The sequence below is a fragment of the Rubneribacter sp. genome, assembly GCF_965361815.1.
Genome location: NZ_CBDTNW010000142.1, coordinates 1 through 15086 on the forward strand (window position 1 = coordinate 1; position 15086 = coordinate 15086).

Consider the following 15086-nt stretch of genomic DNA (forward strand, 5'->3'; position numbering starts at 1 on the left):
ACAAAACTCATTAGATTTTCAAGCGCGAAAAAACTCATAACTCGACAACTTGCAACTCATAACTTGGGAACTTGGGCAAAAATCGCCGATCATCTTGCATGACGGCTGTGTCAGTGTCCTGCCATCCTTCTATTCCTCAAGTTGGTGGGGACCTTTTTCTTCTAGTTTAAGTTTGTATTCTTAACAAAATGTTATCAAATGCTATATAATGCTATGAATTGATATCTTTTGTTAGGAGATTATTCATGGCTGTTCAACTTGCAACGCGAGTCGACGAGACCCAGGCGCGTATCTTCAAGGAGACCACGCGAAAGCTTGGAACCACCCCCGCCGATGCGATGAGGATGTTCATATGCTCATTCAACGCTCATCAAGGGTTTCCTTATGATGTCCGACTTTCATCGCCTGTAGTGGAGGCTTTCGAGAGTGAGGACGAGGCTGCCGAGTTCGCGGAGTACCTCGCGCAGGAGATGATGAACGATGCGCGGTGAAATTTGGACTCTGCGCGATAACCACTACGCAAGCAAGGCACGTCCCGTGGTAGAGACGCGGCAATTCAGAACCTCCTAAAACGGAAATTTCGTAACAATTCAAACGAAATTTCCGGAAATTCCGTTAAAATCGTAACGAAATTTCCAATTAAAGGAGGATCGCATGAAACGCAAAATAGAGGACGCTCTTGCAGCGTGGAAGGATTCTCCCTTTAGGAAGCCGTTGGTGCTTCAAGGCGCGCGTCAGGTTGGAAAGACGTACTCCGTCTTGAAGTTTGCGCGAGAGCATTTCGGCAATGCTGTTCACCTTGATTTTTCTGCGCAACCTGACGCGCGTCGTATGTTCGATGGCGACATCACGCCCGATGTGCTTCTTCCGCAGTTGGAGGCGTTTGCAAAAACTTCGATAGGCAAGGATACAACGCTGCTGTTCTTCGATGAGATTCAGGTATGCCCCCGCGCTCTGACCTCGTTGAAATACTTTCAAGAGCGGGCGCCTGAATACCATGTGGTGGCAGCGGGCAGTCTGCTTGGCGTGGCGCTCGGACGTGAGGAGTATTCGTTTCCCGTTGGCAAAGTTGACGCTCTTTCCCTCTATCCACTCGATTTCGAAGAGTTTCTTTGGGCTTTGGATGAGGAGGCGCTTGGTCGTTTGATTCGCGCTTCGTATGCGGCGGACGCACCTCTGGGACTTCATGATCGGGCGCTCGCTTTGTATAGGGATTACCTTATTGTTGGAGGCTTGCCCGAAGCGGTGCTCGCGTTTTCGCGCGATGAGGGATATGCGAGGGTGCGAACGGTGCAGGCCGCTATAGCGGATGCGTATCTTGCGGATATGACCAAGTATGCGAGTCCGCTTGATGGTGCGCGAATTCTTAATGTGTGGCGCAGCGTTCCTGAGCAACTTGCCAAAGAGAATCACAAGTTCCAGTATGCGACCATTGCTTCGTCGGCGCGCGCTCACCAGTACGAAGCATCGATACATTGGCTTGCGGCAGCTGGTCTTGTTTCGTTTTGCTATCGGGTGCGTGAAGGTGCAAGGCCCTTGCGCGCGCATGCTGAGCACGACTTTTTCAAGCTCTATCTGCTTGATGTGGGCTTGCTGGGCGCTTTACAGGGGCTTGATATGCAAGATCTTGCGCCAGCGGCGGATAAAGGCTCGCGTTTTCGGGGCGGAGTTGCTGAAAATTATGTGATGCAGCAGTTGGTTGCCGGTGGTGTGGAGCCCTTTTATTGGGGTACCGCAAGCAAGTCGGAAGTTGATTTCCTTGTGCAGACAGAGGAAGGGGTTGTTCCTCTTGAAGTTAAGTCCGGAGTTAACGTGGGTGCGCGAAGTCTTGAAGCGTATCGGAGGCGGTATGCGCCTGCTTGCGTTATACGGATTTCCGCCAAGAACTTTGGGTTTGAGAACGGGATAAAAAGCGTACCGCTCTATGCGGCGCATTGCATTGCGTAGTGCTTTCTGCGCGTTCCCCCGGTCTATCTCTCAGTCGTATCTTCCATTTTCTGCAACAGCTCACACTTTTTGGAACCAAAAAAATGTGAGCTGTTGCATTTTTTCGAACATACGCGGAATATGCGTGTTGTCAAAGTCGCTCCGAAGCTGCGGTTTCCTTTCAGGTGTAGCCGTTCTGTCAGATGCGCTATAGCCGATTCGTGGTAGGATGTCCTCATGAATCAGCTTATGCAGCATATCGATGCGCTCGTGGGCAACGACCAGGTGGCCGTCATCGCAACTGCGGCGATCATCCTCGTCGCCACCGCCGTGTGCGCCCGTCTGGTCAGCAAGTTTCTGCGCAAAGTGCTCAACTTGGGCGACGACATCCCCTCCAGCTCCATCTTCGTGAACATCGGGCGCGCGGGCGTGTGGATACTGGGCGTGTGCATCATGCTGGCTACGTGCTTCCACGTGGACGTGAGCGCGGCCATCACGGCGCTGGGCGTGGGCGGCATCGCCATATCGCTGGGGTTCCAGGACACCATCTCCAACCTGATCGGCGGGCTGCAGGTCAGCCTCATGCGCATCGTCACGCCGGGCGACAACATAGAGGTGGGTTCGTCCTCGGGCGTGGTGAAGGACGTCACCTGGCGTCACACCACCATCTGCAACAGCGCAGGCGAAGAGGTGATCATTCCCAACTCCATCATCGGCAAGACTGCGCTCACGCACCTGCCTCCTGCCAACCGGGTGTCGCTGCCCATCGTGGTGGCCACCGACGGGGATCGTTTGGACGAGGTGGCCCGCGCCATAGAGCGGACGGCCTCCGAAGCCGCAAGCGCGGTCGTGGAGCTGACGCAAAAGCCCGTTCTCTCGTTCTCGGCCATCGGTAACGCGGGCTTCGAGGGGACGCTCGTCTTCCAGGTGGCCGATAGCGGCCTGGGCGGAAAGGCCGGGGACGCCGCGCTGCGCGCCATCGCTCCGCTGACGCGTACGAACGCCGCAGATCGGATTGCCGACGAGGCTTTGGAGCGCGCGCGGCAGCGGGAAGGGGAGGAGGACGGCGCCGAGCCGGCCCGCACCCCCAATCGCGCTTCCAAGCCCAAGCCCAAGTCGTCGCGGCACGGCTTGCCGGCGGGCTTCCGCAGCCGGATGACGCGGGCGCTGCGCATGCGCGGCGGCGGAGGATCGCAGGGCGGTCATGCATGAGGAGCGCCTGACCGAAGGCCCGCTGCACGATGACGAGGGCGTCCTTGCCGATCGCGGCTGGGCCGTCTCGGCGCTGCGAGCCTACGACCGCTCCCGCGTGCGCGCGCCGTCGCGGCGCATCAAGGAATGGGAGCGCTACACGGTGGGCGACGACGAGTACGCGGTCTGCCTCACGCTGGCCGATCTGGGATACTGCGGGGTCGCCTCGGCCTTGGTCGTGGACCTTCTCCAGGGGGCCTCGCACGCCGCGAGCGCCGTCGTCCCGCTTCCGCTTGGGAGGTTCCGCCTTCCCGCCTCGCCCGTTGCGGGAACGGCGCGTTTCGAGGGCGGGCGCGCCTGCTTCCTCTTCGAGGTTGGGGATGGCCGCCGGCGCGTGGAGGCGCGCTTCGCGGGCTTCGATGGCGCCGACGACCTGGCGTTCGAGGCCGTGCTCGACTGCGAGCCGCGCGAATCCCTGGTGGTCGCCGATTCGTGGGAGCGGGATCCGCTCTCGTTTTGCTACAGCCAAAAGACCGTCGCCATGCGCGCGCAGGGCAGCTTCAAGAAGGGGCTGCTGGTGCACGGCTTTTCTCCCGAGCGCTCGTTCGGAGCGCTCGACTGGGGGCGCGGCGTGCTGGCGCGCGACATCGTCCGCTTCGGCGCGTGCGCGCAGGGATGGCAGGACGGCGCGGGCGGCGATGCGCCGGGAACTCACCGCTTCGGCCTCAGCCTGGGAAGCGGGCTTGGCGACGGAGAGGCCGCGTCCGAGAACATGGTGTTGGTGGACGACGAGGTGTGCAAGCTGGGTCGCGTGAGCTTCGACATCCCGCGCAAGACGGGCGCCTCCCGCGCCGCGCGCATGGAGGACCGCTGCCAGCTGATGCGGCCATGGCGCCTGTCCGACGACGAGGGCCGGTTGGACCTGACGTTCACGCCGGTCGTCGACCGGGCCGACCGCAGGGACCTCGGCGTGGTCCGCATCGACCTGCATCGGGTGTTCGGGCGGTTCGACGGCGCGGTGGCGCTGGACGACGGCTCCTCGTTTTCCGTTGCGAACGTGCGCGGGTTTTCGGAGGCGTCCCATACCGTGTGCTGAGCCTCCGCCGGCAGCCCGCCGAGTCCCGCCCGTCCATCCGTCGCCGCGCTTGCGGCCTGCGTTTTGCCGCCCGCGCGCCGCGCCGCCAAACTTTACAGGCTTTTGATCGGCATCCGACATCTCCTTGATGCGCGGCGTTCATCATGTCCCTTGCGCCGGTTCCGACAACCGGCGCCTTTGTGCGAAAGCAAGGCGCCCGTGCGGCGCATCGAAGGAAAGGGTGGACATGAAGAAGCGTTTGGCTATGGCGGCGGGGGCGATGGCGCTCGCGCTTGGGATGTTTGGGCTGTTCGGCTGCGCGTCGGGCAACTCGGGATCGGACGGTGGCTCGTCGTCTTCCGGCAGCATCTCGGTGTACTCGCGCGAGGACGGCTCCGGCACGCGCGGCGCGTTCGTGGAGCTGTTCGGCATCGAGGAGGAGGATTCAAGTGGCGAGAAGGTGGACATGACCACCGCTGCCGCCGCCATCACCAACTCAACCTCGGTCATGATGACCTCGGTGGCCGGCGACGAGAACGGCATCGGCTACATCTCGCTCGGCTCGCTCAATGACACGGTGAAGGCCCTTGACATCGACGGCGCCCAGCCCACGGCCGCCAACGTGAAAAGCGGCGAGTACGCTGTTGCCCGCCCGTTCAACATCGTGACGAAAGACGGTCTGTCCGATGCGGCGCAGGACTTCATCGACTTCATCATGAGTTCTGAGGGCCAGGCTATCGTCGAGGAGGAGAACTATATCTCCGTGGCCGAAAACGCCGAGGCCTACTCCGGTTCCGGCCAGTCCGGCAAGATCGTGATCGCCGGCTCCTCGTCGGTGACGCCGGTCATGGAGAAGCTGGCCGAGGCGTACCAGGCCCTCAACCCGGATGTGTCCATCGAGGTGAACCAGTCCGATTCCACCACCGGCGTGAACATGGCCACGGAGGGCACCTGCGACATCGGCATGGCCTCCCGCGAGCTGAAGGACTCCGAAACCTCCGCGGGCGTCGAGGCCACGGTCATCGCCCAGGACGGCATCGCGGTCATCGTGAACACGAACTCCTCCGTGGACGGCCTCACCTCCGATCAGGTCAAGGGCATCTTCACGGGCGAGATCGCCACGTGGGAGGACGCGCTCGCCTAGCGGCGCGCCGGATAGACAGGGCAAGGGTTTCGCATGTCTCATGTACACGTGAAGGAAGGCATCGCGAAGGCGCTGTTCGTGGCCGCCGCGGGGATCTCCATCCTCGCGGTCGCCCTCATCTGCGTCTTTCTGTTCGCGAACGGCGTGCCGGCCATCGCGCAGATCGGCCTTCCGGAATTCCTCTTCGGCACCACCTGGCGTCCCGCCAACGACGTCTACGGCATCTTCCCCATGATCATCGGCAGCATCTACGTGACCGCCGGGGCCATGGTGGTGGGCGTGCCGGCGGGGCTTCTGTGCGCCATCTTCCTCTCGCGCTTCGCCAGCGGCAAGGTGGCCGCGGTGCTCAAGCCGGGCGTGGAGCTTCTGGCGGGCATCCCGTCGGTGGTCTACGGCTTTTTCGGCCTGGTGGTGCTCGTGCCGTTCATCCGCAACAACATGCCGGGCAACGGCATGTCGCTTCTGGCCGCGGCGGTGCTTTTGGGCATCATGATCCTGCCCACCATCATCACCGTGGCGCAAAGCTCGCTGGACGCCGTGCCCAAGAAGTACTACGAGGGCGCGCTGGCGCTGGGCGCCGACCACGAGCGCTCGGTGTTTCGCGTGGTGGTGCCGGCCGCCGTATCGGGCATCATGGCCGCGGTGGTGCTGGGCGTGGGCCGCGCCATCGGCGAGACGATGGCCGTCATCATGGTGGCGGGCAACCAGACCATCATTCCCGAGAGCATCTTCAACGGCGTGCGCACCATGACCGCCAACATCGTGCTGGAGATGGGCTACGCGGCCGATCTGCATCGCGGCGCGCTGGTGGCCACGGGCGTGGTGCTGTTCGTGTTCATCCTGCTCATCACCATGCTGTTCAACGTCATCAAGAAGCGGGGTGAGCTGAAGTCATGAGTCCCAAGCTAACGATTGCCTACGAGGCGGGCTCCGCGTCCGCGGCGTCGGCGCCTACCGGCGGCATCGACCGGTTTGATGCGCTCTACCGCTCCGTGGAGGAGCGTCACCGCAAGAAGCGCCGCGTGATCTCGGCGCTGCTGCGCGCGCTCGTGTACCTGGGCGCTGCGGTCACGGCGGGCGTGCTGGCGTTTCTGGTGGGCTACATCCTGGTGAACGGCGTGCCCTACCTCACGCCCAGCCTGTTCGAGTGGGAGTACACCTCCGACAACGTGTCGCTCATGCCGGCGTTGGTGAACACGCTGCTCATGGCTGCGCTCTCGCTTCTGATGGCGGTGCCGGTGGGCGTGGGGTCGGCCATCTACCTGGTGGAGTACGCGCCTCGCGGCAGCCGGTTCGTGCAGGTGGTGCGCACCACCACCGAGACGCTGCAGGGCATCCCGTCCATCATCTACGGCCTGTTCGGCATGCTGTTCTTCGTGACCGCGCTGCACTGGAACCTCTCGCTTCTGGCGGGCGCGTGCACGCTGGCCATCATGGTGCTGCCCGTGATCATGCGCACCACCGAAGAGGCGCTTCTGGCCGTGCCCGACGCCTACCGCGAGGGCGGCTTCGGCCTGGGCGCGGGGCGGCTGCGCACGGTGTTTCGCTGCGTGCTGCCCACCGCCGTGCCGGGCATCTTGGGCGGCGTGATCCTCGCGCTCGGGCGCTGCGTGGGCGAGGTGGCGGCCCTCATCTTCACGGCGGGCTCCATCGCGCAGATCCCGAATGTGCTTGAAGGGGCGGGCGCGCTGTTCGATTCCACCCGCACGCTCGCCGTGCACATGTACGTGCTGGCCAGCGAGGGCCTGCATGTGAACGAGACGTACGCCACGGCGGTGGTGCTGCTGGTCATGGTGGTTCTTCTGAACCTGCTGGCCACCTTCGCCGCCAAGAAGATGAACAAGGGAGGCAAAGATGACTGAGGCAACGCTTGAGAGGCAGGGCGAGAGGGCGGCCCAAAACGTCCGGGGTGCCGCTGCGGGCTACGTGCCCCAGGTGAGGACGGCCGCGCGCCGCGCCGAGGAGCGCCCCGCCGCGGCGGCGCCCGCCAAAATGGCCGTGCGCGACCTGAACCTGCACTACAAGGATTTCCACGCGCTCAAAGGCATCAACCTGGAGTTTCCCAAGAACCAGGTGACGGCGCTCATCGGGCCGTCGGGCTGCGGCAAATCCACGCTGCTCAAAACCTTGAACCGCATGAACGACCTCGTGGAGGGCTGCCGCGTGGAAGGCGAGGTGTCGCTTGACGGCGAGGACGCCTACCGCTCCATCGACGTGAACAACCTGCGCCGCCGCGTGGGCATGGTGTTCCAGCAGCCCAATCCCTTCCCCATGAGCGTGTACGACAACGTGGCGTTCGGCCCGCGCACGCACGGCGTGAAAAACCGCGCCGACTTGGACGAGATCGTGGAGCAGAGCCTGCGCGACGCCGCCATCTGGGACGAGCTGAAAGACCGCCTGAAGAAAAACGCGCTTGGCTTATCCGGCGGCCAGCAGCAGCGCCTGTGCATCGCGCGCGCTTTGGCCGTGCGCCCCGAGGTGCTGCTCATGGACGAGTCCACAAGTGCGCTCGACCCCATCTCCACGGCGAAGATTGAAGAGCTGGTGGGCGAGCTCAAGCAGAAGTACACCGTCATCATGGTCACGCACAACATGCTGCAGGCGCTGCGCGTGTCCGACAAGACGGCGTTCTTTTTGCTGGGCGAGATGGTGGAGGCGGGAGACACCGACGACATCTTCACAAACCCCGACGATCCCCGCACCGCCGACTACGTGGCGGGCCGTTTCGGGTAAGATGGTTCCGTCGGCTACGCGGCCGATGAAACGCTTCGGCGCCGCAAGGCGCCTTCGTCGGCACAGGCGCTCGCAAAGGAACAACCTATGATCTACTACGTTGAGGACGACACCAACATCCGCGATCTGACGGTGTACGCCCTGCGCCAAGCCGGGTTCGAGGCGCAGGGCTTTCCCGCGGCCGGAGAGTTTTTCGCCGCGTGCCGCGAGCGCGCGCCCGAGCTTGTGCTGCTCGACATCATGCTGCCCGAGGTGGACGGTCTGGAGATCCTGCATATGCTGCGCGAGGATCCGTCCACCAAGCACTTGCCGGTCATGATGCTCACGGCCAAGGGCACCGAGTTCGACACGGTGAGCGGGCTTGACGCCGGCGCCGACGACTACCTGGCCAAGCCCTTCGGTATGATGGAGCTGGTCAGCCGCGTGAACGCGCTTCTGCGCCGCGCGTCGGCGCCGGCCGTGGTGCCCGATGACGATCTGGCGTGCGGGCCTGTGGAGCTGTGCGTGTCGGCCCATACGGTTGCGGTGGACGGGCGTCCGGTCGCGCTCACCTTGAAGGAGTTCGATCTGCTGCACGCCCTCATGAAGAACGAGGGCCATGTCCTTTCGCGCCGCCAGCTGCTCGAGGACGTGTGGGGCGTGACGTACGTGGGCGAGACGCGCACGGTGGACGTGCACATCCAGACGCTTCGGCAGAAGCTGTCTGCCGGCTGCGAGGGTGCCGACGCATGCATCCAGACGGTGCGCGGCGTCGGCTACTGCATCAAACGTCCCGCGTAGGGCGGGCCGCCGATGAGCCCCACGCACTTCAAGGTGAAAAGCCTCTCCGGCAAGATATTCACGAGCGTGCTCGCGTTCACGCTCGGCGTCATTGTGGTGCTAGCCGTGGCCATGACCAGCATCTACTACTTCTCTTACGAGCGCGACGCGGAGGCCGAGCTGGTCGGGAGCGCCCAGGATGCCGCGCGCTACCTCAACGCCACGCCGTCTTCGGACAACGAGTCCGCGCTCGCGGAGCAGTTCTCGGGGCTTACGCGCTACACGCTCATCGCCGAGGACGGCACGGTGCTGTTCGACAGCGCCGCCGACTCGTCCTCGATGGACAACCATGCCGACCGTCCCGAGGTGCAGGAAGCCGCGCGCACCGGCGAGGCCGTCATCATGCGCTATTCGGAGACGCTCGGCACCGACACGGTGTACGCGGCCGTGCGGCTCATCGACGGCTCCATCGTGCGCCTGTCGGAGACGCGCCATTCTCTGCTGTCGTTTTTGGGCGACATGCTGGTGCCGGTGCTCGTGGCGCTGGCCGTGGCCGCCCTGCTCGTGTTCGTGCTGTCGAAGGAGCTCACCAAGCGCATCATGAAGCCCATCGACGCGCTCGACTTCACCAACCCTTTGGAGAACGAGATCTACGAGGAGATGGATCCGCTGCTCATCCGCATAGACGAGCAGCAGCGCCAGCTCAAGGCCCAAAACCGCGAACTGGCCGAAGCCGAGAACATGCGGCGGGACTTCTCCAGCAACGTGAGCCACGAGATGAAGACGCCCCTGCAGGTGATCAGCGGCTACGCCGAGCTCATGAAAAACGACATGGTGCAGCCGGGCGACCGCCAGAAGTTCGCCGCGCTCATTTACGACGAGGCCCAGGCCATGCGTTCGCTCATCAACGACGTGCTCACGCTCTCGAAGCTGGACGAGTCTGCGTTCGGCAACGACGCCAGCGCGGTCATCGACCTGCGCTCCGTGGCGCAGCGCGTGGCGGAGCGGCTTGCCAGCTTCGCTGCCGACCAGGGTATCGACGTGCGCGTGGAGGGGGACCGCGCCTGCATCGCCGGCAGCCAGACGCTGGCGGAGGAGATGCTGTACAACCTCATAGAGAACGGCGTCCGCTACAACCACGAGGGCGGCAGCGTGACGATGACGGTGGGCCTGGAGCTTACGCGCACCGCCTACGCGCAGGTGGATCGCGGGATGACGCCGCAGCAGGCCAACATCTTGCGGCACGGGACGGGGGAGGAGCCCTTCACCGTGCAGAAGCAGGTGGTCGTGCGGGTGACGGACACCGGCCCGGGCATCCCGGAGGACATGCACGACAAGATATTCGAGCGCTTCTTCCGCGTGGACAAGAGCCGCTCGAAGGAGACGGGCGGCACGGGGTTGGGGCTTGCCATCGTGAAGCACGCGGTCATCTACCACAACGGCACCATCGACGTGGAAAGCGCCGAGGGCGCCGGCACCACGTTCGTCCTGCGCTTTCCTGCCGCCGAGGACGGGGGCGCGTAGGGACGCGGCCCGCGCGCGCCGTCAGGGCCGCGTGGCGCATAGCCGCACAACGCGCCGCGTGCGGGCGACGGGATGCGAAACGATGTGGTGGAGTGACAACCCAATTTCGGGCGCGAAAAAGCCCTGCCCCCGGCCAGAAGGATGAACCCACCTCAAAAGGTGGGTGCTCGCAGCCCGCTTCCTGGCTTTCGTATCAACGGATACGAATCTCCATTCCACGCGCTATCTTGAGCTCCCTCATGCAAAAACGTCGGTCCATCGCAAAAGTATGGTTCCGAAGGCAGGACCACTTCGAGTATATGGCCCGCACGTGCAAAATAAAGACTTGACAAAAAGATTGTTGGGCGGTATCCGCAAACACCCTATAGGCAAACAAGCGTTCGCATGGTACTATAGGGAGCATGGATACGCTGTTTACAGACATGGAGAACGAGCGGAAGTCGGAAGTGGCGCCGCTCGCCGTTCGGATGCGCCCCCGCACGCTGGAGGAGGTCGTCGGCCAGGAGGAGGCCGTGGGGCCGGGAAGCTGGCTGCGCGCCGCCATCGAGCAGGACAAGCTGAGCTCGGTCATCCTGTTCGGGCCGGCGGGCACGGGAAAGACCTCGCTCGCGCACGTCGTCGCCGAGACGACGCGGGCCGAGTTCGTGGAGGTGTCGGCCATCGGCGGCACGGTGTCGGATCTGCGCCGCGAGATAGACGCGGCCGAGAAGCGCCTGACCATGAGCGGGCTGCGCACCATCCTGTTCGTGGACGAGATCCACCGCTTCAACCGCAGCCAGCAGGATGCGCTTCTGCATGCGGTGGAGGACCGCGTGGTCGTGCTGGTGGGGGCCACCACCGAAAACCCGTTTTTCGAGGTGAACTCCGCGCTCATCAGCCGCTCGCGCGTGGTGGAGCTGCACGGGCTTACGGACGCCGACATCGGGCTGCTGGTGGATCGCGCGCTTGCCGATGCGCGCGGTCTGGACGGCCGCTACGCGCTTTCCGACAAGGCGCGCAGCGCCATAGTGCTTCTGGCTGGGGGCGACGGGCGCACGGCGCTCACCACGCTTGAGCTGGCCGCCGGCATGATGGAGCCGGGCACGCGCGAAAAGCCCGCGCTCGTGGACGAGGGCAGCGTGCGCGCCGCCACGCCGCATCGCAGCCTGCCTTACGACAAGAACAAGGACATGCACTACGATGTCATCTCGGCGTTCATCAAGTCCATGCGCGGCAGCGATCCCGATGCGGCCCTGTACTGGCTCGCCCGCATGATAGACGGGGGAGAGGACCCCAAGTTCATAGCCCGGCGCATGTTCATCGCCGCGTCGGAGGACATCGGCAACGCCGATCCACAGGCGCTTTTGGTGGCTGAGGCGGCGTTCAAGTCGGCCGAGGTCATAGGCTATCCCGAGTGCCGCATCAACCTGGCGCAGGCGGCTGTCTACCTGGCGCTCGCCCCCAAGAGCAACGCGGCGGAGGCCGGCATCGACGCGGCGTTGGCCGAGGTGCGCCACGGCCCCGCGCGCAAGGTGCCCGACCATTTGCGCGACCGCCACCGTCCCGGCTCGGAGAACTACGGGCAGTACAAGTACCCCCATAGTTATCCCGGCGGCTGGGTGGAGCAGCGCTACCTGCCCGAGGGCTTGGAGCGCGGCTGCTTCTACCGTCCAAGCGAGCGCGGCTGGGAGGCCTACCGCGCCGACGCCGCCGCCCGCGACCGCGCGCAGGCCGCGCCCCCGCCGCCCTCCTCGTCCCGCACGGGGGAAGGAGGCGGGGCCGGTGACGGCGACGCGGCTTCCTAGGCTCGCGCCGCCGTTCCTTCGGCTTTTCGAAAATCCCACGTCGCGCCGAAGGTAACCGATTCCCAACTCCTATGGAAGCAGGGTGGAAACATGGTCCGGCCAGCATAGAATCCAGGGATGATCGTGCTATAGTGGTGACTTCGAACAAGCAGGAGGCGCAATGGATATCAGCGAGGTTCTCAATATAGCGTTGCCGGTGGTGTACGTGGTCGTGGGCGCGGTTTTGGCTTGGCTTGTCGTGGAGCTGGTCATGACCGTGCGCAAGGCGCGCAAGACGGTGGATGACTTGCAGAAGCAGGTGGAGCCCACGCTGGCCAGCGTCGAGCGCATCACCGCGTCGCTCGAGCCGGTTGCGGCCAAGGCCGATCCCCTCATCGAGCGCGTCTCGCTCACGGTGGACGCCGCCAACCTGGAGCTGATGCGCGTCGACCAGATCCTGGAGGATGTCAACGACATCACGGGATCGGTGTCGTCGGCCGTCGAGGCGGTGGACTCGGTGACCAGCGCTCCCATGGAGCTGGTCAACTCCGTGACGAGCCGCGTCCGCAGCGCCTTCAAGCCGCGGCGCGCCAGCGACGAGTCCGTTGCCCTCGGGCAAGCCAAGGCCGACCAGGAGGCGCGCGCCGAAAAGCCCTCCTCGGACGATTCCCCGGCGGTTTCCGCAACGCGGGCGGTCAAGGAAGCCGCCGCCACGGCGGTGCGCGCCACGCAGGAGGCCGTGGCCGACCAGCGCGAGCAGCGGGCCGAGCAGCGCGTGCAGCGCGAGGAGCGCGCGGCCGCCAAGCGCACCGTGGCCGACAGGACGTCCGAAACCGCATCCGCCATAGCCGACGCGGTGGCCACCGCCGCAACGGCCGACGTTTCTTCGTCGCAGCAGTACTTCACCTACGGGACGGCCTCCCAGGGCGAGGCCCCTTCCGCACCGTCCGCGCAGGACCGCCCTTCTTCGGAAGGAGCATGATCCGGTGGATCTGCCCAAAGTCGAAGCGACGCCGGCCGACCGGGACGACAAGGTTGACAAAGCGAAGCGCTCTTTCCTCGCGGTGTGGACCGCGGTCGGCGCCATCCTCCTCACGGGGGTCGCGGTTTACCTCGTCAACATCCTGAGCGTGCCAGTGGGCATCGTTTTGTGGACGGTCGTCATCGTGTTCTGCTTGCGCGGCCCCGTCAACAAGCTGGAGAGGCTCGGCGTTCCCCGCGTGTGGGGGACGGTTGTCGCCTACGTGCTCATGTTCGCCGTGCTGGCGCTTGTGGCCCTGCTCATGTTCTCGCCGGTGTTCGGCGTGGGCGATCAGTTCGCCAACCTCGTTGAAAGCGTCCCCACCTACGTGAACGACATCATTGCCTGGGGCAACGGCTTGTACGAACGCTACGCCGACGTCCTGGCCAACGACAACGTGCGCACGTACCTCAACGACGCCCTGGCCGCGGTGGGCACGTGGGCGTCGGACTTCGCGAAAAGCGGCGCCACCGGCGTGGTGGCCATTGGGACGGGCGTGGTCAACAGCCTGGTGGCCGTTGGCTTCGCGCTGGTCGTGGCGTTTTGGATCCTCATGGAGCTGCCTGCGCTCGGACGCGAGGGCAAGCGCCTGGTGGGGCCGAAGCACGCCGAGACCGCCGAGATGCTGCATGTCACGTTCACGCGCGTCATGGGAGGCTACATCAAGGGCACGCTTTTGCAGTGCGCCATCATCGGCGTGGGTTGCGGCGTGGTGTTCGGCGTGCTGGGCATTCCCAACTACGCCGCGCTTGGCGGCATCACGGGGCTGCTCAACATCATTCCCATCGTGGGTCCGTGGCTGGGCGGCGCCCTGGCCGCCGTCGTCGGAGTGTTCGTGAGTCCCTGGATAGCCGTCGTGGCCCTGCTGGTCACCATCGCCATCCAGCAGATCGTCTACACCTTCGTGTCGCCGAAGATCATGGCAAGCTCCGTGGACGTGCATCCGGCGCTCACCATCATCGCGTTGATGGCCGGCTCGGCCATCGGGGGCGCGATGAGCGGCTTCATGGGATCGCTCGTGGGCATGCTGGCGTCCATTCCGGCCGTGGCCGTGGCCAAGTCGGTTTTCGTGTATTATTTCGAGAAGCGCACGGGCCGGCAGCTCGTGAGCGAAGACGGCGTGTTCTTCCAAGGAACCCCGTCCGGAGACGGCGCGGTGGATCCCATCGCCGATGCCACGTCGCCGCATCCGGATATATCCGCCGCCTTCGAGCGCGTCGAGCAGCGTCGGGCCGAGGCGGGGAAGAAGGCGCGCCATCGCAGGAAGCGCTGAGCGGAGCGCGCGGGAGGCGCTGTCGCCGAAGGGAACAACGGGCCGCGGGGCGGCCCCCGAGGAGATGGAAAGACAATCGACATGAAGTACCTGACCAGCGCGGAGATCCGCGAGAAGTACCTGAGCTTTTTCGAGGAGAAGGGCTGCAAGAGGTGGCCCTCGTCCTCGCTCATCCCCGACGATCCGTCGCTTCTGCTGACGAGCGCCGGCATGGTGCAGTTCAAGCCCTACTTCCTGCAGCAAAAGCACCTCGAAGCGCCCTACATCGGCACCACCACGGTGCAGAAGTGCGTGCGCACCAACGACATCGACATCATCGGCACCACGGGCCGCCACCAGAGCTTCTTCGAGATGCTGGGCAACTTCAGCTTCGGCGCGTACTTCAAGAAGGAGATGTGCGCCTGGGCCTTGGAGTTCTCCACCGAGGTGCTGGGCCTGCCGGCCGAGCGGCTGTACTTCACCGTGTACCTGGACGACGACGAGACCATCGAGATTTGGAAGAGCCTCGGCGTGCCCGACGACCACATCTCGCGTCTGGGCGAGGAGGACAACTTCTGGCGCGCCGGACCCACCGGCCCCTGCGGTCCCTGCTCGGAGATCTACTACGACCAGGGTCCCGAGTTCGGCTGCGGCAGCCCCGACTGCGCGCCGGGCTGCGACTGCGACCGCTTCCTCGA

Annotated in this window: 14 protein-coding genes and 1 other RNA gene; 14 read left to right on the forward strand and 1 reads right to left on the reverse strand. The window is 64.4% G+C overall.

What is annotated here, in order from left to right:
* Positions 1-245 precede the first annotated feature (245 nt).
* The 10 genes from ACWKY3_RS10370 to ACWKY3_RS10415 all read left to right on the forward strand — a co-directional run bounded on the left by ACWKY3_RS10370 (position 246) and on the right by ACWKY3_RS10415 (position 10352).
* A complete protein-coding gene (locus tag ACWKY3_RS10370; RefSeq protein ID WP_449316332.1) occupies positions 246-491 on the forward strand; it encodes a hypothetical protein in 246 nt (81 codons plus the stop codon).
* Positions 492-654: 163 nt separating this feature from the next.
* Complete coding sequence (locus tag ACWKY3_RS10375) at positions 655-1947, forward strand: ATP-binding protein (RefSeq protein ID WP_449316333.1); 1293 nt, start codon at positions 655-657, stop codon at positions 1945-1947.
* 216 nt (positions 1948-2163) lie between these two features.
* Positions 2164-3138, forward strand: a complete 975-nt coding sequence (locus ACWKY3_RS10380) for a mechanosensitive ion channel family protein (RefSeq protein ID WP_449316334.1) — start codon at positions 2164-2166, stop codon at positions 3136-3138.
* The gene (locus tag ACWKY3_RS10385; RefSeq protein WP_449316335.1) at positions 3131-4213 is read left to right on the forward strand and encodes a DUF2804 domain-containing protein; all 1083 of its coding nucleotides are present in this window, start codon (positions 3131-3133) and stop codon (positions 4211-4213) included. Before ACWKY3_RS10380 ends, ACWKY3_RS10385 begins: the two co-directional genes overlap by 8 nt.
* A 226-nt stretch (positions 4214-4439) precedes the next feature.
* The gene (locus ACWKY3_RS10390; protein WP_449316336.1) at positions 4440-5336 is read left to right on the forward strand and encodes a substrate-binding domain-containing protein; all 897 of its coding nucleotides are present in this window, start codon (positions 4440-4442) and stop codon (positions 5334-5336) included.
* Positions 5337-5369: 33 nt separating this feature from the next.
* On the forward strand, positions 5370-6233 hold the full coding sequence (pstC, locus tag ACWKY3_RS10395) for a phosphate ABC transporter permease subunit PstC (protein ID WP_449316337.1): 864 nt from the start codon (positions 5370-5372) through the stop codon (positions 6231-6233).
* The gene (gene pstA, locus ACWKY3_RS10400) at positions 6230-7198 is read left to right on the forward strand and encodes a phosphate ABC transporter permease PstA (protein WP_449316338.1); all 969 of its coding nucleotides are present in this window, start codon (positions 6230-6232) and stop codon (positions 7196-7198) included. Before pstC ends, pstA begins: the two co-directional genes overlap by 4 nt.
* On the forward strand, positions 7191-8069 hold the full coding sequence (pstB, locus tag ACWKY3_RS10405) for a phosphate ABC transporter ATP-binding protein PstB (protein ID WP_449316339.1): 879 nt from the start codon (positions 7191-7193) through the stop codon (positions 8067-8069). Before pstA ends, pstB begins: the two co-directional genes overlap by 8 nt.
* Positions 8070-8156: 87 nt before the next feature.
* Complete coding sequence (locus tag ACWKY3_RS10410; protein ID WP_449316340.1) at positions 8157-8849, forward strand: response regulator transcription factor; 693 nt, start codon at positions 8157-8159, stop codon at positions 8847-8849.
* A 12-nt stretch (positions 8850-8861) separates the two neighbouring features.
* Positions 8862-10352, forward strand: coding sequence for an ATP-binding protein (locus ACWKY3_RS10415; protein ID WP_449316341.1), 1491 nt, complete (start codon positions 8862-8864; stop codon positions 10350-10352).
* Positions 10353-10468: 116 nt separating this feature from the next.
* Here the strand turns inward: ACWKY3_RS10415 and ssrS are convergent.
* Positions 10469-10642: non-coding RNA, 6S RNA (gene ssrS, locus ACWKY3_RS10420), on the reverse strand.
* Positions 10643-10753: 111 nt separating this feature from the next.
* Here ssrS and ACWKY3_RS10425 point away from each other — a divergent pair.
* The 4 genes from ACWKY3_RS10425 to ACWKY3_RS10440 form a co-directional block, all read left to right on the forward strand.
* Positions 10754-12136 (forward strand): replication-associated recombination protein A, encoded by a 1383-nt coding sequence (locus ACWKY3_RS10425; protein WP_449316342.1) that lies wholly within the window; start codon positions 10754-10756, stop codon positions 12134-12136.
* A 160-nt stretch (positions 12137-12296) separates the two neighbouring features.
* Positions 12297-13097: a DUF948 domain-containing protein gene (locus ACWKY3_RS10430; protein ID WP_449316343.1), complete on the forward strand. Its 801-nt coding sequence runs from the start codon at positions 12297-12299 to the stop codon at positions 13095-13097.
* Between the two features lie 4 nt (positions 13098-13101).
* Positions 13102-14409, forward strand: coding sequence for an AI-2E family transporter (locus tag ACWKY3_RS10435; protein ID WP_449316344.1), 1308 nt, complete (start codon positions 13102-13104; stop codon positions 14407-14409).
* Positions 14410-14490: 81 nt separating this feature from the next.
* The coding region (locus ACWKY3_RS10440) for an alanine--tRNA ligase-related protein (protein ID WP_449316345.1) at positions 14491-15086 on the forward strand (596 nt) is incomplete at its 3' end.